General features: G+C 39.2%; 23 protein-coding genes. 15 read left to right on the top strand and 8 right to left on the bottom strand.

Annotated features, from left to right (window positions below; all coding sequences use genetic code 11):
* Positions 1–55: 55 nt before the first annotated feature.
* The 6 genes from msbA to tcdA are packed head-to-tail and all read left to right on the top strand — an operon-like array spanning position 56 to position 5,188.
* Positions 56–1,795 (top strand): lipid A export permease/ATP-binding protein MsbA, encoded by a 1,740-nt coding sequence (gene msbA, locus CWB65_RS16115; protein ID WP_008127345.1) that lies wholly within the window; start codon positions 56–58, stop codon positions 1,793–1,795.
* A gap of 2 nt (positions 1,796–1,797) precedes the next feature.
* On the top strand, positions 1,798–2,778 hold the full coding sequence (lpxK, locus tag CWB65_RS16110; RefSeq protein WP_008127347.1) for a tetraacyldisaccharide 4'-kinase: 981 nt from the start codon (positions 1,798–1,800) through the stop codon (positions 2,776–2,778).
* Positions 2,768–2,965 (top strand): Trm112 family protein, encoded by a 198-nt coding sequence (locus tag CWB65_RS16105; RefSeq protein WP_006794732.1) that lies wholly within the window; start codon positions 2,768–2,770, stop codon positions 2,963–2,965. Before lpxK ends, CWB65_RS16105 begins: the two co-directional genes overlap by 11 nt.
* Positions 2,953–3,714: a 3-deoxy-manno-octulosonate cytidylyltransferase gene (kdsB, locus tag CWB65_RS16100; RefSeq protein WP_008127352.1), complete on the top strand. Its 762-nt coding sequence runs from the start codon at positions 2,953–2,955 to the stop codon at positions 3,712–3,714. Before CWB65_RS16105 ends, kdsB begins: the two co-directional genes overlap by 13 nt.
* Positions 3,715–3,721: 7 nt before the next feature.
* A complete protein-coding gene (locus CWB65_RS16095; protein ID WP_008127355.1) occupies positions 3,722–4,390 on the top strand; it encodes a TIGR01621 family pseudouridine synthase in 669 nt (222 codons plus the stop codon).
* Positions 4,391–5,188 carry a tRNA cyclic N6-threonylcarbamoyladenosine(37) synthase TcdA gene (gene tcdA / locus CWB65_RS16090; RefSeq protein WP_008127357.1) on the top strand — a complete coding sequence of 266 codons (798 nt, stop codon included), beginning with the start codon at positions 4,391–4,393 and terminating at the stop codon, positions 5,186–5,188.
* Between the two features lie 6 nt (positions 5,189–5,194).
* Here the strand turns inward: tcdA and CWB65_RS16085 are convergent, their stop codons facing one another.
* The 3 genes from CWB65_RS16085 to CWB65_RS16075 all read right to left on the bottom strand — a co-directional run bounded on the left by CWB65_RS16085 (position 5,195) and on the right by CWB65_RS16075 (position 8,268).
* Positions 5,195–5,611 carry a SufE family protein gene (locus tag CWB65_RS16085; protein ID WP_008127359.1) on the bottom strand — a complete coding sequence of 139 codons (417 nt, stop codon included), beginning with the start codon at positions 5,609–5,611 and terminating at the stop codon, positions 5,195–5,197.
* A 33-nt stretch (positions 5,612–5,644) separates the two neighbouring features.
* Positions 5,645–6,871 carry a SufS family cysteine desulfurase gene (locus CWB65_RS16080; protein ID WP_008127361.1) on the bottom strand — a complete coding sequence of 409 codons (1,227 nt, stop codon included), beginning with the start codon at positions 6,869–6,871 and terminating at the stop codon, positions 5,645–5,647.
* Between the two features lie 110 nt (positions 6,872–6,981).
* The gene (locus tag CWB65_RS16075; RefSeq protein ID WP_138740988.1) at positions 6,982–8,268 is read right to left on the bottom strand and encodes a citrate synthase; all 1,287 of its coding nucleotides are present in this window, start codon (positions 8,266–8,268) and stop codon (positions 6,982–6,984) included.
* A 420-nt stretch (positions 8,269–8,688) separates the two neighbouring features.
* On the opposite strand from CWB65_RS16075, the gene sdhC reads away from it, so the two are divergent.
* From sdhC to sucD, 8 genes are all read left to right on the top strand, one after another.
* Positions 8,689–9,066, top strand: coding sequence for a succinate dehydrogenase, cytochrome b556 subunit (gene sdhC, locus CWB65_RS16070; protein WP_074210168.1), 378 nt, complete (start codon positions 8,689–8,691; stop codon positions 9,064–9,066).
* Positions 9,057–9,404, top strand: coding sequence for a succinate dehydrogenase, hydrophobic membrane anchor protein (gene sdhD, locus CWB65_RS16065; protein WP_006794724.1), 348 nt, complete (start codon positions 9,057–9,059; stop codon positions 9,402–9,404). The genes sdhC and sdhD overlap by 10 nt, the downstream gene beginning before the upstream one ends.
* A complete protein-coding gene (sdhA, locus tag CWB65_RS16060; RefSeq protein ID WP_138740987.1) occupies positions 9,405–11,177 on the top strand; it encodes a succinate dehydrogenase flavoprotein subunit in 1,773 nt (590 codons plus the stop codon). It begins immediately after the preceding gene.
* 10 nt (positions 11,178–11,187) lie between these two features.
* Positions 11,188–11,904, top strand: a complete 717-nt coding sequence (locus tag CWB65_RS16055; protein WP_006794722.1) for a succinate dehydrogenase iron-sulfur subunit — start codon at positions 11,188–11,190, stop codon at positions 11,902–11,904.
* Between the two features lie 90 nt (positions 11,905–11,994).
* Positions 11,995–14,814: a 2-oxoglutarate dehydrogenase E1 component gene (gene sucA, locus CWB65_RS16050; protein WP_010556434.1), complete on the top strand. Its 2,820-nt coding sequence runs from the start codon at positions 11,995–11,997 to the stop codon at positions 14,812–14,814.
* A gap of 3 nt (positions 14,815–14,817) precedes the next feature.
* On the top strand, positions 14,818–16,329 hold the full coding sequence (gene odhB, locus CWB65_RS16045) for a 2-oxoglutarate dehydrogenase complex dihydrolipoyllysine-residue succinyltransferase (RefSeq protein ID WP_138740986.1): 1,512 nt from the start codon (positions 14,818–14,820) through the stop codon (positions 16,327–16,329).
* A gap of 176 nt (positions 16,330–16,505) precedes the next feature.
* Positions 16,506–17,672 (top strand): ADP-forming succinate--CoA ligase subunit beta, encoded by a 1,167-nt coding sequence (gene sucC, locus CWB65_RS16040; RefSeq protein WP_006794719.1) that lies wholly within the window; start codon positions 16,506–16,508, stop codon positions 17,670–17,672.
* A complete protein-coding gene (gene sucD, locus CWB65_RS16035; RefSeq protein ID WP_008127375.1) occupies positions 17,672–18,544 on the top strand; it encodes a succinate--CoA ligase subunit alpha in 873 nt (290 codons plus the stop codon). The genes sucC and sucD overlap by 1 nt, the downstream gene beginning before the upstream one ends.
* 61 nt (positions 18,545–18,605) lie before the next feature.
* On the opposite strand, the gene CWB65_RS16030 is transcribed toward sucD, so the two are convergent.
* The gene (locus CWB65_RS16030) at positions 18,606–19,676 is read right to left on the bottom strand and encodes a DUF3083 family protein (RefSeq protein WP_138740985.1); all 1,071 of its coding nucleotides are present in this window, start codon (positions 19,674–19,676) and stop codon (positions 18,606–18,608) included.
* 218 nt (positions 19,677–19,894) lie between these two features.
* Between CWB65_RS16030 and glnS the strand changes: the two genes are divergently transcribed.
* Positions 19,895–21,553, top strand: a complete 1,659-nt coding sequence (glnS, locus tag CWB65_RS16025) for a glutamine--tRNA ligase (RefSeq protein WP_138740984.1) — start codon at positions 19,895–19,897, stop codon at positions 21,551–21,553.
* A 102-nt stretch (positions 21,554–21,655) separates the two neighbouring features.
* Here the strand turns inward: glnS and fur are convergent, their stop codons facing one another.
* The 4 genes from fur to CWB65_RS16005 form a co-directional block, all read right to left on the bottom strand.
* Complete coding sequence (gene fur, locus CWB65_RS16020; RefSeq protein ID WP_006794887.1) at positions 21,656–22,099, bottom strand: ferric iron uptake transcriptional regulator; 444 nt, start codon at positions 22,097–22,099, stop codon at positions 21,656–21,658.
* A gap of 186 nt (positions 22,100–22,285) precedes the next feature.
* Positions 22,286–22,813, bottom strand: coding sequence for a flavodoxin FldA (gene fldA, locus CWB65_RS16015; RefSeq protein WP_039037073.1), 528 nt, complete (start codon positions 22,811–22,813; stop codon positions 22,286–22,288).
* Between the two features lie 14 nt (positions 22,814–22,827).
* Complete coding sequence (gene ybfE / locus CWB65_RS16010; protein ID WP_002962928.1) at positions 22,828–23,106, bottom strand: LexA regulated protein; 279 nt, start codon at positions 23,104–23,106, stop codon at positions 22,828–22,830.
* 2 nt (positions 23,107–23,108) lie between these two features.
* Positions 23,109–23,330: a DUF2788 domain-containing protein gene (locus CWB65_RS16005; RefSeq protein WP_006793041.1), complete on the bottom strand. Its 222-nt coding sequence runs from the start codon at positions 23,328–23,330 to the stop codon at positions 23,109–23,111.
* Positions 23,331–23,417 lie beyond the last annotated feature (87 nt).

Genomic DNA, 23,417 nt, shown 5'->3' with positions numbered 1-23,417 from the left:
TGTTTTAGTTCTAGCAAGGATACAATAGGGTCTGTAATTGAATAAAGAGAGTATTATGGATCAAAGTACTACACAAATTTACAAGCGTTTAATTTCCTACGTAGGTGCTTACAAAAGCGTTGCAATCGTTGCTATTGTCGGCATGATTGGCTATTCCGGTATGGATGCTTTATTTATTCAATTAATGAAGCCTTTTATTGATGAAGGTTTAAATCAACGAAATAACGAAGTATTAAAATACGCTCCTTTTGTAGTAATAGCTTTGGTTATAGGTCGCGGTGTTTTTAATTTTATGTCATCTTATTGCCTAAGCTATGTAGGCTCGCAAGTTGTTCGTTCACTCCGTCAGGAATTATTTGAACATATTTTACATCTACCTGTTTCATTTCACGATAAAAACTCAACAGGTGACCTAATTTCTAAAATCACGTTTGATACAGAACAAGTTCAACAAGCAATAACCAAAGCATTACTGATTGTAGTGCGAGAAGGGGCATTTGTTGTCTTTCTGCTTGGTGTAATGTTTTATACAAGCTGGCAATTATCTCTGATATTTTTAGTTATTATTCCTTTAGTTGCGCTGATCGTTGCAATAGTATCTAAGCGTTTTCGTCATATTTCTAAAAATATACAATCTGCTATGGGCCAAGTAACAAGAAGCTCAGAGCAAATGCTCAGTGGCCATAAAGTGATTCATGGTTTTGGCGGTCAAGAGAGAGAAATTAATCAATTTTCTAAAATTAATAATCATAACCGACAACAACGTATAAAAATGGATGCCACAAAGGCATTAAGTGTTTCAGTTATTCAAATACTTGCAGCGAGTGCTATGGCCGTTATTTTGTGGGTGGTATCAATGCCCTCAATGATAGACAGCATTAGCTCAGGCGACTTTGTTGTGCTTATTTCATCGATGATGATGTTACTACGTCCGCTAAAGCAGCTAGCTAACGTTAATAGTGATATGCAGCGTGGTATTTCTGCAGCGCAAAGTATATTTTTAATACTTGACGAAAATATAGAAAAAGATACAGGCACAGTATCTGTAACAAAAGTCAAAGGTTTAATTGAGGTCAAAAATGTGACTTTCAAATATCCCACAAAAGATGAACCTGTATTAAATAACTTAACGCTTACAATTCAAGCCGGCGAAAGTATTGCGTTAGTTGGGCGGTCGGGTTCAGGTAAATCAACAATTTCTAATTTATTACCACGTTACTATGATTTAGACTTACCAAGTCAAATACTGTTAGATGGTATTCCTTTAAATGATTATAAGCTTACAGATCTGCGACGCCAATTTGCGCTAGTATCGCAACAGGTTGTGCTATTTAACGACACTATAGCTAACAATATATGTTATGGAGTTCAGCGAGATATTACAGATGATGAGTTATTGCAGGTAGCAAAGCAGGCCCACGTGTGGGAGTTTGTAAAAGACTTACCTGAAAAGCTAAATACCATGGTAGGTGAAAACGGAGTGATGCTCTCTGGTGGTCAACGTCAACGCATTGCTATAGCCAGAGCTATTTTAAAAGATGCCCCTATTTTAATATTAGATGAGGCAACATCTGCATTAGATACAGAGTCTGAAAAACTGATTCAACATGCGCTTGATGACTTAATGAAAGATAAAACATCAATTGTCATTGCACATCGATTATCTACAATTGAAAATAGCGATAAAATTTACGTTATCGATAATGGCCGTGTTATTGAAAGTGGCGATCACACCAGCTTACTTTCAAACGATGGAACTTATTCAGCGTTGTGTAAAATGCAGTTTGGCGAGTAACCGTGAATAAAATCGAAAAAAGCTGGTATGAACCAGTTGGACTTATTACATTACTTTTTTTGCCATTGTCAGCTTTATTTTGGCTAATTTCGATTACCAGAAAGCAGATGTATCGTTTTGGAATATTTAAGCAATTTAAAAGCGACATACCTATTATTGTTGTTGGTAACATTAGTGTGGGTGGAAATGGTAAAACACCATTTGTATTATGGCTTTATGACTTTTTAACAAAACAAGGGTTGTCAGTTGGAATCATTAGCCGAGGTTATGGTGGTAAGGCGAGTAATTATCCTTTAATTGTTAAAGATAATACGCCAGCTGCTGAGGCGGGTGATGAGCCTAAACTTCTGTTTCATCGTCTAAAATGCCCAATTGCGATAGGGCCAAACCGACAACGCAATATTGAGTTACTAGCCCTTGATTATAATTTAGATATCATTATCTCTGACGATGGTATGCAGCATTACAAAATGGCACGCACTATTGAATGCTGTATCGTCGATAGTGAACGCCAATTTGGAAATGGGTTGCTAATGCCTGCAGGGCCATTACGAGAAACACCTGCACGTTTGAAGTCGGTTGATTTGATTGTTGAAAACGGAGGGCAGAATAGTAATAACTACACATTAGAGCCTGCAGCGCTCAGGTCAGTAAAAAGTTCTTTTCCTATTAGTGAATCGATTAAAAATGGCCATGCAGTAAGCGCAATAGGTAATCCTAAGCGTTTTGAAAATACCTTAAAAAAACAGGGGATAACTTTATTATCTTCAAATCATTTTAGGGATCATCATCCATACACAGCCGAAGATTTTACCCGATTTGGTAACGACAATATTCTAATGACCGAAAAAGACGCCGTAAAATGCAGCGAGTTTGCCAAAGATAATTGGTATTATTTACCAGTAAATGCAAGGCCAACACAGGCTGTAATAAATAAATTAACTTTAATATTAAAAGAAAAAGGGATCCTAAATGGCCTTTGATACTAAATTACTCGACATAATTGCATGCCCTGTATGTAAAGGAAAATTACGTTTTGATAAAGACAACAGTGAACTAATTAGTACTGCTGCAAAACTCGCATACCCTGTTAAAGATGATATTCCGGTATTACTTGAAAATGAAGCAAGAGAGTTATCGTTAGAAGAGGTTGAAAAGTGGAATTCGTAGTCGTTATACCTGCGCGCTATGCTTCAACAAGATTACCAGGAAAACCGCTAGCAGATATTTGTGGTAAACCTATGATTCAACATGTTTATGAGAAAGCATGTTTATCAGGTGCAAGCCAAGTGATAATTGCAACCGATCATCAAAAAGTATTTGATGAGGTTAGTAAGTTTACTAATGATGTTGTGATGACGCGTGAAGATCACCAGTCAGGCACCGAGCGCTTAGCGGAGGTAGTTGCTTTATTAAATTTAGATAGCAATACCATAGTTGTAAATGTTCAAGGTGATGAACCATTACTAGCTCCCGATAACGTTTTACAAGTAGCTAAGTTGTTAAATGAATCATCAGCACCCATGGCTACATTAAGCGTTGCCATTGAACATAAAGACGACATATTTAATCCTAATGCAGTCAAGGTTGTTAGCGATATAAATAAAAACGCGTTGTATTTTTCGCGTGCAAGTATTCCGTTTGATCGACATGCGATGTTAGAAGAAAAAAGAGATTTAGAGCTTTCATCATTTCAACGCCACGTGGGTATTTACGCTTACAGAGCAGGGTTTATTAATCAATATATTGCACTTAGTGTTTCACCTTTGGAGTTATTAGAGTCATTAGAGCAGCTGCGTGTTTTATATCACGGTTATAGTATTAAAATAGAGCAGGCAAAAGTAGCTCCGCATGCAGGTGTTGATACCGCTGAAGATTTAGCAAAAGTAATTGCGTTTTTACAAAATAAAAACGCGTGACCTTTGAATGAACTTAATATTAAACGTGGTATATGAGCATTCTGATTTTTATGTTGTCGAAAAACCAGCAGAACTCAGCTTTCATTCAGAAGATGGACCTGGCTTTGTTGTGCTAGCTGAGCGACAATTTAATGAGAAACTTTACGCAGTTCATAGACTAGATAAAGTAACTTCGGGTCTAATTATTTTAGCAAGAAATAAAAGCGCTGCAGCAACGTTTACGGAGCTTTTTGCACAACATTCTATTGATAAATTTTATCTTGCTATTACAGACTCTAAACCTAAAAAAAAGCAAGGTTGGGTTAAAGGAGACATGGCCAAGTCGCGCCGTGGTACCTATAAGCTTTTGGCATCTAATTTAAATCCTGCAATTACCCGTTTTTATTCAATTAGTTTTAAAGCGAGTTTTAGAGCGTTTATTTTAAAACCTTTCTCGGGTAAAACACACCAGCTAAGAGTTGCCTTAAAAAGTATAGGATCCCCAATATTGGGTGATATTGCTTACTCAGGCACGGCTTCAGATAGAACATATTTGCATGCTTATGCATTGAGCTTTACTTGGCAGGGTGAGAATTTACAATTTACGCTTTTACCTAGTAACGGTGATGCGTTTTTAACCTTGTTACAACATGATAATTTTCAAGCATGGCGTTCGCCATGGGAACTGGACTGGTAAATGAGTGAAAAAATAACTGACATCCGCTTTGGTGGCATTAAACGTTTATATGGTCATCAGCAATTTGATTGGCTTCAAGAGGCTCACTTTTGTGTTGTTGGCATTGGTGGAGTGGGGAGTTGGGCAGCTGAGGCGCTTGCGCGCACCGGTTTAGGTAGAATAACGCTCATAGATCTTGATGATATTTGTGCGACCAATGTAAACCGTCAAATCCATGCCTTATCTGGAACGATTGGTCATGCTAAAGTCGACGCAATGAAAGCGCGTTGTGAACTTATAAATCCAGAATGCAACATTGATGTCATTGATGACTTTATAACACTCGAAAACATTAAAGAGCACATTCACGGCTTTGACTATGTGATCGATTGCATTGATGCGGTTAAAGAAAAAGCAGCACTCATTGCCCATTGCAAGCGAAATAAAATGCCTATAATTACCACTGGTGGTGCTGGTGGTCAAACCGACCCCGGTCAAATTACATTTGGTGATGTAGCTAAAACAACGCAAGATCCTTTACTTGCAAAGGTGCGTTACATATTACGTAAACAGTATAACTTTAGTAATAACCCCAAACGAAAATTTAATGTTGATTGCGTTTACTCAACAGAGCAATTAGTTTATCCAGGGAGTGATGGTAGTGTTTGCCATGCAAAGCAAAGTGCAGATGGCAGCATGAATATGGATTGTAATAATGGTTTTGGCTCTGCAACGATGATTACAGGAAGTTTCGGCTTTTTTGTAGCAGCCAGAGCTATTCGCAAATACCTAGATAGAAAGCAGCGTTTGCAGGTTTAGCACTATTTAGCTTATTTTTTGCTGTGCCATGGTTTGGATTCTATCAACCATGGCTTTAATTCCGTTACCACGTGATGTACTTAAGTGGCTAATAAGACCTAGCTTATCAAATTCCTCATATGCATCTATTTTCACTACTTGCTCTGGTGTCACTCCGTTATATAAAGATAAAATAATTGCTAGCAACCCTTTTACGATACGTGTATCTGAATCACCAATGACTACTAACGTATTTTCTTTTAAATCAAATTCAACGAACATCCATACCTTGCTTTCACAGCCGGGAACTAGTGAACCTTCTGTTTTTAAAGCATCAGGTAAAGCGGGTAAAGTTTTGCCTAAAAGCATTATTTCACGATACTTTTGCTGCCAAGAAGACGCTTTTTCAATTGACTCAGTGGTTTTTTTAAACGTATTTGTCATGAGTTATCCTAATAAAATATATAAAAACGACGTTTAATCTAATAAGGCGATACATTCTTTGAGTGAGTTGATGAATATGTCAACATCTTCATGGGTATTGTAAAAACAAAAGCTGGCTCTTAAGGTGCCATTTATTCCTAAATGAGTCATAAGCGGTTGCGTACAATGATGGCCTGCTCTGACTGCAACGCCATAACCGTCAAGTAATGTTGCCAAATCGTAAGGATGCTCATCTTTAAAATTAAAACTTAGCGTGCCAATATTGTCAGATAGATTGCTATAAATTGTAATACCTTGAATGGTTACCAGTTTTTCAGCCGCATAATTAAATAGTTTTTGCTCATACTTTTGTAATTGTTCGTTTTGTAAGGCGTTTAAATAATCCAAAGCCGCAGAAAAACCTAATACGCCAGAAATATTAGGAGTACCTGTTTCAAATTTTGCAGGTGCAGGGCGATAAGTACTATGCGTAAGGTACACCTTTTCTATCATTTCCCCGCCAGTTTGATACACATCTAAAGAATTAAGTTCTTGATATTTGCCATAAAGTACACCTAAACCTGTGGGGCCAAGCATCTTGTGGCTTGAGCACACGTAAAAATCACAGTTTAAGTTATGTAAATCAGGCTTTAAATGCATTGCGCCTTGAGCGCCATCTATTAAAACGAGTGAATTTACTTCTTTTGCAGCAGTAATAAGGGGCTTTAAATTTGTGATATTACCAAGCATGTTAGATGCTTGTGTAATTGCAAACATACTAGGTTTTGACTGCTTTATAAAATCACAGCATTGTTTAATATTTAATGTTCCATCATCATTAACTGGTAGTGCTAATAATTTTGCGCCTGTTTGCTCACTAAGTACTTGCCAAGGCACAATGTTAGCATGATGTTCTAATACTGAGATAATAATAGTATCGTTTTGGTTAAATCGGCTTCGTAAACCATTACTTACTAAATTTATTGCCTCTGTAGCACCCTTAGTCCAAACAATTTCTTTACTTGATACATTAAAATACTTGGCTGTTTTGTCACGAGCTTGCTCGTATAAGCTTGTTGCACGCTCGCTCAATGTGTGACGGCCGCGATGTACATTTGCATTTTGGCTGGTATAAAATTCGTTTATAGCGTCTATGACTGATTGGGGTTTTTGAGTGGTTGCTGCAGAGTCTAAATAAACAAGTGGGTTAGCATTTATCTGCTGCTTTAAAGTAGGAAAGTCACTTCTAATTTTATTAATATTAAATTCTAAAGCAGGCATAGCTCTTCAACATGGTCATTTTGAGGCGCAAATTGTAATGGGTTTATAATAATTCTCAAGTATTGAACACAAAAAAGGCCGCAAAAGCGGCCTTTTATAGCTAAATAATATTAGCGCTTGTCGGCAGATACATAGTCACGGGCAGTGTAACCAGTATACATTTGACGAGGACGGCTGATCTTATGACCAGGCTGAGAAAGCATTTCATCCCAGTGAGTGATCCAACCAACAGTACGTGCCATTGCAAAAATTACAGTGAACATGCTTGTTGGAATACCAATTGCTTTTAAGATAATACCTGAGTAGAAATCTACGTTAGGGTATAGTTTCTTCTCAACAAAGTATGGGTCTTCAAGGGCAATTTGCTCAAGCTTCATTGCAATATCAAGAAGAGGATCTTGAATGTTTAGCTCTTCTAATACTTCGTGACACGTTTGACGCATTACTGTTGCTCGTGGGTCAAAGTTCTTGTAAACACGGTGTCCAAAGCCCATTAGACGGAACGGGTCTGACTTATCTTTTGCTTTGGCTACGTATTCATCGATACGATCAACTGAGCCAATTTCTTCTAACATGTTTAAACATGCTTCGTTAGCACCGCCGTGAGCAGGGCCCCATAAAGAAGCGATACCAGCTGAAATACATGCATATGGGTTCGCACCTGAAGAACCAGCAAGGCGAACTGTAGATGTAGAAGCATTTTGTTCGTGGTCTGCGTGAAGCATGAATATTTTGTCCATTGCTTTAGCAGTAATTGGGTTTACTTTGTATTCTTCGGCTGGAACAGAGAACATCATGTGTAAGAAGTTTTCTGCATAGCTTAGGTCATTTCGTGGGTAAACAAAAGGCTGGCCAATGTTTGTTTTATAAGCCATTGCAGCAATTGTAGGTAATTTAGCAACTAATCTAATAGCACTTGTTTTGCGTTGTTCAGCATCAGTAATATCTAAATCTTCATGATAAAAAGAAGATAGAGCACCCACAACACCACAAAGCATTGCCATTGGATGTGCATCAAAGCGGAAACCTTGGAAGAAATTTGCAATTTTTTGATCTAGCATTGTGCTGCGAGTAATTTTCTCTGCAAATGCATCGTATTTATCTTTAGATGGTAACTCACCGTTAAGAAGTAAGTAGCAAAGTTCAATATAGTCTGATTCTTCAGCAAGTTGCTCAATTGGGTAACCGCGGTGAAGTAAAACACCTTTACCACCATCAATGTAGGTGATTGCAGATTCACAAGAACCAGTCGACATGAAACCTGGGTCATAGGTAAAGTGGCCATGTGAACCTAACGTACGTACGTCGATTACATCTTGGCCAGCAGTGCCTTGATAAATTGGAAGTTCGATTGGATCAAGTCCATCAATATGAACTGTGGCTTTTTTATCTGCCATCGCTATGTATCTCCTATTAAGATATCTATTCTGATTTTTAGATTTTTAAAGTTCTGAAATCTGTTTTAAGCACATCTACGCATTTTAACGTGAAAGAGGGGGTTAAAGTCAATTTTTATAAACATTATGCACATTTGTATAATAAATATTCTGTATCATATATGTATTATACTATTGGCTAATTCGCAAACATCTCTAAATAAACAAGAATTGTAAAAAGCCTTGTGGGTATATATACTAACGGAGGTTTTAAACCGTATTGTATTTGGGTAAAGATATTTTTACATTCAAAAAATTTACATTATTGTGAACTTTTAATGTTTTAATTCGTTTATCTTGATAGTTCCACCAGAAACATTTGGTGGGTTTTTAGAAAAGCAAGTAGATGAGCTCCAATGTGAGCAAGATGGGCAAGTAACTGTGAAAAAGCAAAGACCTGTAAATCTAGATCTAACAACTATATCTATGCCGGCAACGGCTAAAGCATCAATTTTTCACCGCGTCACCGGTGTTGCATTATTTTTTGCTTTAACGTTTGTCATTTGGGCTTGGTCTGAGTCTCTCTCGTCAGCTGAAAGTTTTGAATTCGTCAAGGGTCTGTTTAACGGATTCATTGCCAAATTTATAGCTTGGGGCACTATTTCAGTACTAGGCTATCACCTTATTGGTGGTATCCGTCACATGGTAATGGATATGGGACACTGGGAAGAACTTGAATCAGGTAACCTAAGCGCTAAAATTGCAATGGCTCTTGGCGTTGTATTCGCTGTATTAGCGGGAGTGTGGATATGGTCTTAAATCAAGCAACTCTTAAACGTGATGGTGTACAAGATTACGTATCTTTACGTACCACGGCATTAATAATTAGCGCATATGCTATTTTTATTATCGGCTATTTTTTAGCGACGCCGGAAGTCACTTTCGAAGCCTGGACAGGCCTCTTCTCTAACCTAGCTATGAAAGGGTTTACGCTAGTAACCCTAGTATGCATTATGGTTCATACCCGCATTGGCCTTTGGCAGGTTTTAACAGACTATGTTAAAAACTCAAAGTTACGCGCATTTTTAGGGTTTGTTCTAAACCTAATGGCCGTTGCTTACGTAGCTATTGGTCTAATTGTATTATGGGGTGTTTAAGTGAAATATTCTGTTCGTGAATTTGACGCCGTAGTAATCGGTGCAGGTGGTGCAGGTATGCGCGCTGCCTTGGCTATTACTGAATCTGGCAAAACGTGTGCACTAATATCGAAAGTATTCCCAACGCGTTCACATACCGTATCCGCTCAAGGTGGTATTACAGTAGCGCTTGGTAATTCACACGAAGATAACTGGGAATGGCATATGTACGATACCGTTAAAGGTTCCGATTTTATCGGTGACCAAGACGCTATCGAGTATATGTGTCAAACTGGGCCAGAAGCAATTACTGAATTAGAAAACATGGGTTTACCATTTTCACGTTTTGAAAATGGCCGTGTATACCAGCGTCCTTTTGGTGGCCAATCAAAGAACTTTGGTGGCGAACAAGCAGCACGTACTGCAGCAGCAGCTGACCGTACTGGCCATGCTTTATTACATCTTCTTTATCAACAAAACGTTAAAAATAAAACAAATGTATTCTCTGAGTGGTATGCACTTGATTTAGTTAAAAATGATAACGGCGATGTTGTTGGTTGTACTGCAATTGAGATTGAAACAGGTGAAATCACTTACTTCAAATCAAAGGCGGTTGTACTAGCTACTGGTGGTGCTGGTCGTATATACGCTTCAACCACAAATGCTCACATTAACACTGGTGACGGTGTTGGTATGGCTACACGTGCTGGTATTTCTATGCAAGACATGGAAATGTGGCAGTTCCACCCGACAGGTATTGCAGGAGCAGGTACGCTTGTAACTGAAGGTTGTCGTGGTGAAGGTGGTTATCTTTTAAATAAAGATGGCGAGCGTTTCATGGAACGTTATGCACCTAACGCAAAAGACTTAGCTTCTCGAGATGTTGTTGCACGTTCAATGATGACAGAAATTCGTGAAGGCCGTGGTTGTGATGGTCCTTGGGGTCCTCATATCAAGCTTAAGCTTGACCACTTAGGTGAAGAGACACTTAACCTACGCCTTCCTGGTGTTTGTGACCTTGCAAAAACATTTGCCCACGTAGACCCAGCTAAAGAACCAATTCCAGTTATACCAACATGTCATTACATGATGGGTGGTGTACCTACTAACGTAAATGGTCAAGTGCTTCAAATCAATGCTCAAGGCGATGAGAAAGTAGTTGAAGGTTTATTTGCTGTAGGCGAGATTGCATGTGTATCTGTGCACGGTGCAAACCGTCTTGGTGGTAACTCATTGCTAGATTTAGTAGTATTTGGTCGTGCCGCAGGTAATTTCTTAGGTACATACCTCAGAGATGTTGAAGTATCAAAAGCTGCCTCTGAATCAGACTTAGAAGCGTCTCTTGCACGTTTTAATCGTTGGGAAAACTCAACAGCTGGTCAAGGTGAAGATCCTGTTCAAATTAAGAAAGATCTTCAACAATGTATGCAGCTTAACTTCTCGGTATTCCGTGAAGGTGATTCAATGGCGACTGGTCTTCAAGAACTTAAAGAAATTCGCGAGCGTTTACAACATGCTCGTCTTGACGATAAATCGTCAGACTTCAACACGCAGCGTATCGAATGTCTTGAACTTGATAACTTAATGGAAACAGCTTACTCAACAGCAGTAGCTGCAAACTTCCGAACAGAAAGCCGTGGTGCACACTCTCGTTTTGACTTCCCAGATCGTGATGACACGAATTGGTTATGTCACTCAGTATACAATCCTGTTACGGATGAAATGAGTAAGCGTGACGTAAACTACGCGCCTAAGACGCGTGAAGCATTTCCACCTAAAGCACGTACATACTAGGAGCGAGACGATGGCACAAGTACAATTTTCAGTTTATCGTTACAATCCAGATGTTGACAACGCACCCCGTATGCAAGATTACACCTTGCAAATTGACGATGGTCACGACATGATGGTTCTGGATGCACTTTTATTATTAAAAGAGCAAGATCCTTCACTTTCATTCCGTCGTTCATGCCGTGAAGGCGTGTGTGGTTCTGACGGTGTTAACATGAATGGTAAGAATGGTTTAGCATGTATTACTCCTTTATCTACGTTACAAAATAACGGTAAAGGTACAATAGTAGTTCGTCCTCTTCCAGGATTACCTGTGGTACGTGACCTTGTTATTGACATGAGTCAGTTCTACACTCAATACGAAAAAGTTAAACCTTATCTAATTAATGACACGCCTGCTGCAGGTGAACGTCTTCAGTCTATTGAAGAACGTGATAAATTAGACGGCTTATATGAGTGTATTTTATGTGCATGTTGTTCAACATCGTGTCCTTCGTTCTGGTGGAATCCAGACAAGTTCATTGGTCCAGCAGGCCTTCTTCATGCTTACCGTTTCTTAGCTGATAGCCGAGATACAGCAACAGAAGAGCGTTTAGCAGACCTAGACGATGCGTTCAGTGTGTTCCGTTGTCACAGTATCATGAACTGTGTTAGCGTTTGTCCTAAAGGTCTTAATCCGACCAAAGCGATTGGGCAAATCAAATCTATGTTATTAAACCGTTCGGTTTAACTACATAGAAACGTAAGATGGCTAGTTTTCATTACTAGCCATCTTGTTATTATAACTATTAATTTCTGCGCTAAAGAAAAGGGCTTATAAATGCACGAAGGTGTGATGAAGGCATGGTTAGAATCTTCACATTTAAACGGCGGTAACGTTGCTTATGTAGAAGAGCTTTATGAAGCGTATTTAGATGATGCGACTTCTGTGCCAGATGAATGGCGAGAAGTGTTCGAACAATTACCAAAAGTTAATGGTGTGGATGTTGAAGTTAAGCATTCAGAAGTTCGTGCACAGTTTGCACAGCTTGCAAAAAACAAGCATAGAGAAGTAGTGGTAGCAGAGGGTAGCGGCGGTGACCTTAAACAGGTTAAAGTTCTGCAACTTATTAATGCTTTCCGTTTTCGTGGACACCAAAATGCAAACCTAGATCCATTAGGTATTTGGGAACGAGAGCGTGTTCGAGATTTAGAGCTAGATTACCACGACTTGTCAGAAGCTGATTTTGAGCGAGAGTTTAATGTAGGGTCTTTTGCAGTTGGTTCAGACTCTATGCCTTTAGGTGAATTATACCAAGCACTTAAAACTACATATTGTGGTTCTATCGGTGCAGAGTATATGCACATCACATCTACAGAAGAAAAGCGTTGGTTACAACAACGTTTAGAATCTGTTCAATCTAGGCCTAAATTCGAAAAAGAAGAAAAGCTACGTATCCTCAAGGGGTTAACTGCAGCTGATGGTCTTGAAAAATATTTGGGTGCTAAGTTCCCTGGTGCAAAACGGTTCTCACTAGAAGGTGGGGATGCATTAGTACCTATGCTTAAAGAGCTAATTCACCGAGCTGGTGAAAGTGGCCAACAAGAAGCCGTAATTGGTATGGCTCACCGCGGACGCTTGAACGTTTTAGTGAACGTTTTAGGTAAAAATCCATCAGAGCTTTTTGATGAATTCGCTGGCAAGCATAAAGATACATTAAGTTCTGGTGATGTTAAGTACCACATGGGTTATTCATCGGACTTTGCCACTAAAGGCGGCAACGTTCATATGGCACTTGCTTTTAATCCTTCTCACCTTGAGATAGTTAACCCTGTAGTTATGGGTTCTGTACGCGCTCGTTTAGATCGTTTAGGTGACACTACGGGAATAAAAGCATTACCGATCACAATTCATGGTGATTCTGCTGTAACAGGTCAAGGTGTAGTACAAGAAACGTTTAACTTGTCTCAAACTAATGCGTTTAGTTGTGGTGGCAGTATTCGAATTGTTGTTAATAACCAAGTTGGTTTTACTACCTCTAAACAAGACGATGTTCGTTCTACAGATTACTGTACTGATATCGCCAAAATGGTTCAGTCACCAATTTTCCACGTTAACTCTGATGATCCTGAAGCGGTTGCATTTGTTACACAAATAGCACTTGATTTTAGAAACAAATTTAAGCGTGACGTAGTTATTGACTTAGTTTGTTATCGTCGACATGGCCACAATGAAGCTGATGAGCCAAATGCTACTCAGCCTTTGATGTACCAAAAAATCAAAAAACACCCAGTTCCGCGACTTATTTATGCAGATCAACTAATCGCTGAAGGCTCTTTTTCAGAACAAGAAATTAAAGCACTTGCCGATGAATACCGTAATGGGTTAGATGACGGTAATTGCGTTGTATCTGAAATTCAACCAGAAACCTCTCATTCTTCAGATTGGGCTAAATACGTGGGCCACGATTGGGATGTTGATTACGACGCAAGTGTTTCGGTTGAAAAGCTCAAAGAACTTGGCGAAAAGGTAGCGAGCTACCCTGAAGAATATAAAGCTCAGTCGCGCGTTAAAAAGATTTACGATGATCGTAAGTTAATGGCCACTGGTGAAAAACCGCTTGATTGGGGAATGGCAGAAACACTTGCTTATGCAACTATCGCAACCGAAGGCACTGACATTAGAATGACAGGCCAAGATTCTGGTCGCGGTACCTTCTTCCATAGACATGCCGTTGTTCACAGTCAAAAAGATGGTGCGACTTATCTTCCTTTACAACACTTAAGTGAAGATCAAGGCGCTTTCCAAGTTTTCGACTCTGTACTGTCTGAAGAAGCAGTAGTTGCATTTGAGTATGGTTATGCGACTGCCGAACCAACTTCTCTTGTACTTTGGGAAGCTCAGTTTGGTGACTTTGCAAATGGTGCGCAAGTTGTATTTGACCAATTTTTGAGTTCAGGTGAGCAAAAGTGGGGTCGCTTATGTGGTCTTACTATTTTGTTACCACACGGTTATGAAGGCCAAGGTCCAGAGCATAGCTCTGCACGTTTAGAGCGTTTTTTACAGCTTTGTGCTGATCACAACATGCAAGTTTGTGTTCCGTCTACACCTGCGCAAGTATATGCAATGTTACGACGTCAGTCAGTAAGACCTCTACGTCGTCCATTGATTGTTATGACGCCTAAATCGTTACTACGTCATCCTCTTGCAGTTTCATCACTTGAAGAACTTTCAAACGGTGTATTCCATAATATGATCGACGAAGTTGATGATATTAAACCTGAGAACGTTGAACGCGTTGTTTTCTGTAGTGGTAAAGTTTATTACGAGTTACTACAAGAGCGTCGTAAGCTGGAACAAAATAATATTGCCATCGTTCGTGTAGAGCAATTATACCCGTTCCCACATGACGAAATGAAAACTATTATGGAACGTTACCAACACGTTACTGATTTTGTATGGTGTCAAGAAGAGCCACAAAACCAAGGTGCATGGTACTGTTCTCAACACCATTTTGTTGACGCAATTCCACAAGGTGCTAAGTTGAAATACGCTGGGCGTAAAGCATCTGCATCACCAGCGTGTGGTTACATGTCAGTACATACTAAAGAACAACAAGCGCTCGTTGCTGACGCGCTTACTATAGAAAATAAAGGATAAGCGATGAGCACAGAAATTAAAGTTCCTGTTCTTCCTGAGTCGGTTGCAGATGCTACCGTTGCTACATGGCATGTAAGTGTTGGCGACAAGGTAACTCGTGATCAGAACTTAGTAGATATTGAGACAGACAAAGTAGTGTTAGAAGTAGTTGCACAACATGACGGTGTAATTACAGAAATCTCTCAAGAAGAGGGTGCTACCGTACTTGGTGATCAAGTTATGGGTTTACTTGGCGATGCTGATGCAGCGCCTTCAAGCGAAAGCACATCTTCAAGTGAAGCAGAAAAATTAGAAGACGCGCCATCGGCGCCATCAGCACCAGCATCAGAAGGTAAAGAAGTGGAAATCAAAGTACCTGTACTCCCAGAATCAGTTGCAGACGCAACAATTGCTACATGGCATGTTCAACCAGGAGACGCAGTAACGCGCGATCAAAACCTGGTAGATATCGAAACAGATAAAGTTGTTCTTGAAGTAGTAGCTCAAGAAGACGGTATCATGGGCGACATCATTAACGCTGAAGGCGATACTGTTCTTGGTGAGCAAGTAATCGGCTCAGTAAAAGCAGGTGGTGCACCTGCAGCTCCTGCTGCTAAAGAAGAGGCGGCTCCTGCTGCAGATTCAACTGATAGCTCAGATGTATTAACTCCATCTGTTCGTCGTTTAATTGCTGAAAAAGGACTAGATGCTTCTAAAATCAAAGGAACTGGCAAAAATGGTCGTGTAACTAAAGAAGACGTTGATACGTTCTTGAAAGCACCGGCACCATCAGCGAAGAAAGCAGAAGCTGCTGCTCCAGTTGCGCCAATGGGTGATCGTACTCAAAAGCGTGTTCCTATGACACGTTTACGTAAAACGATTGCTAACCGTCTTCTAGAAGCTAAAAACTCTACTGCAATGTTAACTACGTTTAACGAAGTTAACATGAAGCCAATCATGGACCTTCGCAAGCAGTACCAAGAAGTATTCGAAAAACGTCACGGTATTCGCTTAGGCTTTATGTCTTTCTACGTGAAGGCAGTTACTGAAGCACTTAAACGCTTCCCTGATGTAAATGCGTCAATTGATGGGGACGACATTGTCTACCACAATTACTTTGATATCAGCATTGCTGTTTCTACACCTCGTGGTCTAGTAACACCAGTTCTTAAAGACTGTGATAAGTTATCAGTTGCTGAAATTGAAAAAGGCATTCGTGAATTAGCACTTAAAGGCCGTGACGGAAAGCTAACGCTTGACGACATGACAGGTGGTAACTTCACTATTACAAATGGTGGTGTATTCGGTTCATTACTATCTACACCTATCATTAACTTGCCACAGTCTTCAATTTTGGGAATGCACAAAATTCAAGACCGTCCAATGGCAGTAAATGGTAAAGTTGAAATTCTTCCTATGATGTATTTGGCACTTTCTTACGATCACCGCCAAATAGATGGTAAAGAATCTGTTGGTTTCTTAGTAACTATTAAAGAGTTACTTGAAGATCCAACTCGCTTATTACTGGATGTTTAATCAAGTAGTATGAAATATAAGCTGTGAACCACAATTCACAGCTTTTTTTTTGCGCCTTTGGTCGTACTGGGGTTTTCATGTTAAGCCTTGGCAACTATACTAGGTGCGCAATTTGGGATAGTTGTTTATTGAATAAATATTCAGCTCTTTTAGTATAAAAAATTGGATAAAGCATCATGAATTTGCATGAGTATCAGGCAAAACAACTTTTTGCCGAATATGGTTTACCAGTTTCTCAAGGTTTCGCTTGCGATACACCTGAAGAAGCTGCAGCAGCTGCTGAAAAAATCGGCGGTGATATGTGGGTTGTTAAAACTCAGGTTCACGCAGGTGGACGTGGTAAAGCTGGCGGTGTAAAGCTAGTTAAAACTATCGATGAAGTTAAAGCGTTTGCAGCTAACTGGTTAGGTAAAAACCTAGTTACTTACCAAACAGACGAAAATGGTCAGCCAGTTGCTAAAATTTTAGTAGAAAGCTGTACAGATATCGCCAACGAATTGTACTTAGGTGCAGTAGTTGATCGTGCTTCTCGCAAAGTTGTTTTCATGGCGTCTACTGAAGGCGGTGTTGAAATTGAAACTGTTGCTGAAGAAACACCAGAACTTATCCACAAAGCTGAGATCGATCCACTAGTAGGTCCTCAAGCTTACCAAGCACGTGAACTTGGTTTCAAATTGGGTCTTAACCCAACACAAATGAAACAGTTCGTTAAGATCTTCATGGGTCTTGGTAAAATGTTTAACGATTTCGATTTCGCATTACTTGAAATCAACCCGTTAGTAATCACAGACGAAGGTAACCTTCACTGTCTTGACGGCAAAATCGGTATCGATGGTAATGCACTTTACCGTCAACCAAAAATCCGTGAGTTCCACGATCCATCTCAAGAAGATGCGCGTGAAGCACATGCAGCAAGCTTTGAGCTTAACTACGTAGCACTAGATGGCAACGTAGGTTGTATGGTTAACGGTGCAGGCCTAGCAATGGGTACTATGGACATCGTAAACCTACACGGTGGCAAGCCAGCTAACTTCCTAGATGTTGGTGGCGGCGCGACTAAAGAACGTGTTTCTGAAGCATTCAAAATCATCCTTTCTGACGACAATGTTAAAGCTGTTTTAGTTAACATCTTTGGCGGTATCGTACGTTGTGACATGATTGCTGAAGGTATCATTGGCGCAGTTAAAGAAGTTGGCGTAAACGTACCTGTAGTTGTACGTTTAGAAGGTACTAATGCTGAATTAGGTCGTGAAGTTCTTAAGAGCTCTGACTTAGACATCATCGCTGCTGAATCATTAACAGACGCTGCTGAAAAAGTTGTTGCTGCTGCGGAGGGCAAATAATGTCTGTATTAATCAATAAAGATACAAAAGTTATCTGTCAGGGTTTCACTGGTGGCCAAGGTACTTTCCACTCAGAGCAAGCGCTTGAGTACGGTACACAAATGGTTGGTGGTGTTAGCCCAGGTAAAGGCGGTCAAACGCACCTTGGTCTTCCTGTATTCAACACAGTACGTGATGCAGTACAAGAAACTGGCGCAACTGCTTCAGTTATCTACGTACCAGCACCTTTCTGTAAAGATGCAATCTTAGAAGCAATCGATGCTGGCATTGAGCTAATTGTTTGTATCACTGAAGGTATCCCTACACTTGATATGGTTGACGTTAAAGTTAAACTAGATCAAACAGGTACTCGTATGATCGGTCCTAACTGTCCAGGTGTTATCACTCCTGGTGAGACTAAGATTGGTATCATGCCTGGTCACATCCACAAGCCTGGTAAAGTAGGTATTGTTTCTCGCTCTGGTACTTTAACGTACGAAGCGGTTAAGCAAACTACAGATGCTGGTTTTGGTCAGTCTACGTGTGTTGGTATTGGTGGTGATCCAATCCCAGGTACTAACTTTATCGACGTTTTAGAAATGTTCGAAAAAGATCCACAAACTGAAGCAATCGTAATGATTGGTGAAATTGGTGGTACTGCAGAAGAAGAAGCTGCAGAGTACATCAAAGCTAACGTAACTAAACCTGTTGTATCTTACATTGCTGGTGTTACTGCACCAGAAGGTAAGCGTATGGGTCACGCTGGCGCAATCATCGCAGGCGGTAAAGGTACTGCAGATGAGAAATTTGCTGCATTAGAAGCTGCTGGCGTACAAACTGTACGTTCGCTTGCTGATATCGGTAAAGCACTTAAAGAGAAAACAGGCTGGTAATCAGTTTATTTAATCTTTGAAAAGGCTCGCATTTGCGAGCCTTTTTGTTTTGAGCACTTAATTAAAACGGGTAACTGATATGTTGAAAAAACCTGACAGTTAGATCTTGTCTTTCTTTATTTATATCTAGCTCATCACAAAGTTGAAAAATCGTTTTTTCAACCTGATTCATAAATTTGCCATAACCAATTTCTTGCTTGTTATGATTGGCAGCTGCAATAACAAAATGAATTGTTTCAACTAATCTTTGTTCATCGTAAAAGCACTTTAGCTGTGTTTTATCTGAGTCTATGTCAAAGCTCAGCTTTTGAAGCTCTTCGTTTCCTTCGTTAATATCCACTTTACTATTTCTAACAATAGGTTTGGCACCATTAGCTATTAATGCCCCATGTGTTAGCTTATTAAGCTCGCAGCACCGTTTGAAGCTATCTAAAAAGTAATTATAAAATTGTTTAAAATCGCCATTATTAATTAAAGTTTGAAATTGAGTTTTAATAGCCCTTGATACAGGGATAGAAAATGTCGTGCATGTCATCTCGGCATGGTTTATAGGTATTTCACATTGGCGATTTTGATACCTTGGGTACAAACTTCTTAATTTGTAGCCGTAGGTTTCTTTGTTACCTTTATCTTTAGCAAATAAGTCGTAAGTTAAATGTTGATGATCACGCACTTTAAATTGGGGTTGATCAATAAATAATTGTTCTTGCATCACTGTTAATACTTTTTGGACTTTTTTGTGAAATACAGCGGAGTTAGCTCGTATATCATCACCCGTAGCTAAAAAGAGTAAGCGTACCTTTTTACTTTGCGTGTTCGTTGAATAATAGAGTTTATGTGCCTCGTGATAGCGTGGGTTATAAAATATAAGCATTTGCTTATTAGTTTCTAACTGATATGACTCATCATGGAATCTGACAACAGGAAGTTTGTCGTTTGCTAAAATATGCACGTTATGGAGTTCATATTCATCGCATGCTGCAAATAATTGGCGTGCTATTCTTTCGTAACAACAGTTTATTGAGTTGAAGCTTGAGTAAAAACTATCGTTAGGGGTAATTTCTGCGAGTAAGTAATGATTAGCACGTGCATTACTAGGTATATAAACACGGTGCTGGTTAAGTGTAGCCATCTCTTAATCCTTATAAAGTACGGTATTGACGCACTATAAAGCGCTTCTATGAATTAAATATTGCGCTAAAACAAACTTTATTCGTTAAAAACAGATTAGATGAATTAAAGTTAATCAATAAGTAAGATAAACCGTAATCTATTGCTGTATGTTAGTGACTGTTTTTGTAATAATGCATTAGTTTTGTAATTAAGTAATATTTAGAGGATCGTACTCCTATGGCGGAAATTGAGAATCGCCCAAGTAACTTTATTAGAACCCGAATTGATGAAGACTTAGCAAGTAAAAAGCATGCTGCAACGCACACGCGCTTTCCACCTGAGCCCAATGGTTTTTTACACATAGGCCATGCAAAATCAATTTGCTTAAATTTCGGTATTGCAAAAGATTATAACGGTTTATGTAACTTACGATTTGACGATACAAACCCAGAAAAAGAAGACATTAACTACGTTAATTCTATAAAAGAGGACGTTCAATGGTTAGGGTTTAACTGGGATGGTGATATAAAGTATTCTTCTAATTATTTTGATATTTTATACGGCTATGCTGTTGAGCTTATAAACAAAGGGTTAGCTTATGTTTGTTTTTTAACAGCAGACCAAGCACGTGAATACCGCGGAACTTTAACGGAGCCAGGTAAAAATAGCCCATACAGAGATACATCTCCTGAAGAAAACTTAGCATTATTTGAAAAAATGCGTGCGGGTGATTTCAAAGAAGGCGAATGTGTTCTTCGTGCAAAAATTGATATGGCAAGCTCGTTTATGGTGCTTCGCGATCCAATTATTTATCGTGTTCGTTTTGCTCATCACCATCAAACTGCCGATAAATGGTGTATTTACCCAATGTACGATTTCACGCATTGTATTTCTGATGCAATCGAGGGTATTACGCACTCACTATGTACATTAGAGTTCCAAGATAATCGCCGTTTATACGACTGGGTACTTGATAACATCAGCATTGAATGTCATCCACAGCAAATTGAGTTTTCTCGCTTAAACCTCGAATACACAATTATGTCTAAACGTAAGTTAAATGACCTTGTTGTAAATAACTACGTTGAAGGTTGGGATGATCCACGTATGCCTACGATTGCAGGTTTACGTCGCCGTGGTTATACACCGGCTTCAATTCGTGAATTTTGTTTACGAATAGGGGTTACAAAGCAAGAGAATATGGTTGAAATGGGTATGCTAGAAGCGTGTATTCGTGATGACTTAAATGAAAATGCTCCTCGCGCGATGGCTGTACTGGATCCGGTTAAAGTGATCATCGAAAACTACGATGCAGATACCATAGAAACGTTATCGGTGGCTAATCATCCTAATAAGGAAGAAATGGCTCGCCGCGATGTGCCATTTACGCGTGAAATATTCATTGAACGAGAAGACTTTAAAGAGCAAGCAAATAATAAGTTTAAACGTTTAGTGCTCGATAAAGAGGTTCGTTTACGTGGCGCTTATGTTATTAAAGCTAATCGTGTAGAAAAAGACGAAAACGGTGAAATAACCACTATTTATTGTACTTACGATAATGAAACACTAGGCAAAAACCCAAGTGATGGTCGTAAAGTTAAAGGCGTTATTCATTGGGTATCAGCTTCTGAGGCTATTACAGCTGAAGTTCGTCTGTACGATCGTTTATTTAATGTGCCAAACCCAGCTGCAGCTGATGAGTTTGAAACAACATTAAATCCAGAATCATTAGTTGTTTTAACTAATGCTAAACTTGAGCCTTCGCTTGCTAATTCACAAGCAGAGCAGGGGTTCCAGTTTGAACGTACCGGTTACTTTTCAAGAGATTCTAAGTCAGAAAATGTTGTGTTTAACCAAACAGTAGGTCTTCGTGACTCATGGTCTAAAACACAATAAGCTTATTTTTACTGCGCCCGCTCACTTGTGGGTGTAGTAATACTTTAAATAATAGGCACAAAAAAACCTGCAAATAGCAGGTTTTTTTATAGCTAGGATATACTAACTATTTGCATCACTAAACGCTTTACATGCAGCTTTATCATCACACTCTCCATAAAGGTATAAAGAGTGGTTTGTTAAAGTAATTCCGTTTTCTTGAGCTATTTCAAGCTGGCGACGTTCAATCATCTCATCTTCAAACTCAACAACTTTTCCACACTTTAAACATACTAAGTGATCGTGGTGAGTACTACCCGATAATTCAAATACCGACTTCCCGCCTTCAAAGTGATGACGGCTTACAATGCCTGCATCATCAAATTGGTTGAGTACGCGATATACAGTTGCAAGGCCAATTTCTTCACCTAAATCCAAAAGAATTTTGTAAACATCTTCAGCACTGATGTGTTGGTTATCTGGAGACTGTAAAATCTCTAAAATTTTAATACGCGGTAAAGTCACTTTTAAACCGGCTTTTTTAAGTTCCAAGTTATGATCAGTCATTAAATCTGTCTCAATTTTATTTGGTTATACTAGACATCTTGCAAAGATGCTCACGATACATAAGCAACAAATAGGATAACGTGCCTAGGCCTCAAGTGCAAAGAAGAAATGATTTATATTGCAGTAAATAAAGAAAACGCTAACTGTTTGATAACTATTTAAACAGTTAGCGGTATATCGGATGGATTAGTCGGCAAGCTCGCTTAAACACATTTCATCAAATACTTGAGCAGACCATGCTTTTACGCGTTGCTCTGTGAGTTCTGGTTGACGATCTTCATCAATACCTAAACCGACAAAGTGATTATCGTCTGCCATACCTTTTGAGGCTTCGAAATCGTAGCCTTCAGTAGGCCAGTGACCTACAACAATAGCACCACGTTCAGTAACAATATCGTTGATCATGCCCATAGCGTCTAAGAAGTATTCAGCATAATCTTCTTGATCACCACAACCGAAAATAGCAACAAGTTTGCCTTCAAAGTCTACTTCTTCAAGCTCAGGGAAAAAATCATCCCAATCACATTGTGCTTCGCCGTAGTACCACGTTGGAATACCAAATAAGATTAAATCAAAATCTGCAATCTCTTCTTTAGAGCTTTTTGCAATATCATGCACAGCCACAAGCTTTTTACCCAATTCTTTTTGGATCATTTTTGCTACGTGTTCTGTGTTACCTGTGTCACTTCCGAAAAAAATGCCTACACTTGCCATGGATTTATAACCTTTTATGTATCAATAGCCAATCTTTCTTGTAAAATCGTTTCAATCAGCGCACTGCGGCTAATATTTTGTGCATCTGCCATATCACTTAACGCTTGATACAACTGCGATGAAACTTTAAATTCAACACGTTTTAAACCACGTGCTTTGTCTCTTTTTATTTGATTACGTTTATTAACCTTTAACTGCATATCCCGCGAAAGAGGATTGGTCTTAGGTCGGCCTGGACGCTTTTCGTATTCAAATAAATCGAGTGTTGTTCTATCTGTTTCTGACTTCGCCATGCCTAACCTACACCTGCGCCTTGCCAAAATACTTGAATAAGTCCTTTAGCAATAAAGCCTGAACAGCCTAAAAAGAGTACAGTCCATACTATATAGCGACCAAACTTAGGTACATTACCACTTTTAAGTACGTCTTTAATTGCCAAGCCGATGAATATCAAAATACCGGCTAAGCCAAAATACAACCCTAGGGTATCAAATTCGTTAATTAACTGACTGACCATCAACGTATAACCTTTAAATTAAACGGCGCGTACTATAGCACAAAAATATTCATATATTTAGTACGTGCATTCAAAAACAAGCGATTA

Origin of the sequence: Pseudoalteromonas sp. S554, from assembly GCF_005930865.1 — a bacterium.
In the GTDB taxonomy this organism is placed as follows: Bacteria; Pseudomonadota; Gammaproteobacteria; order Enterobacterales; family Alteromonadaceae; genus Pseudoalteromonas; species Pseudoalteromonas marina.
This window is presented reverse-complemented; position numbering and strand designations above follow the sequence as displayed.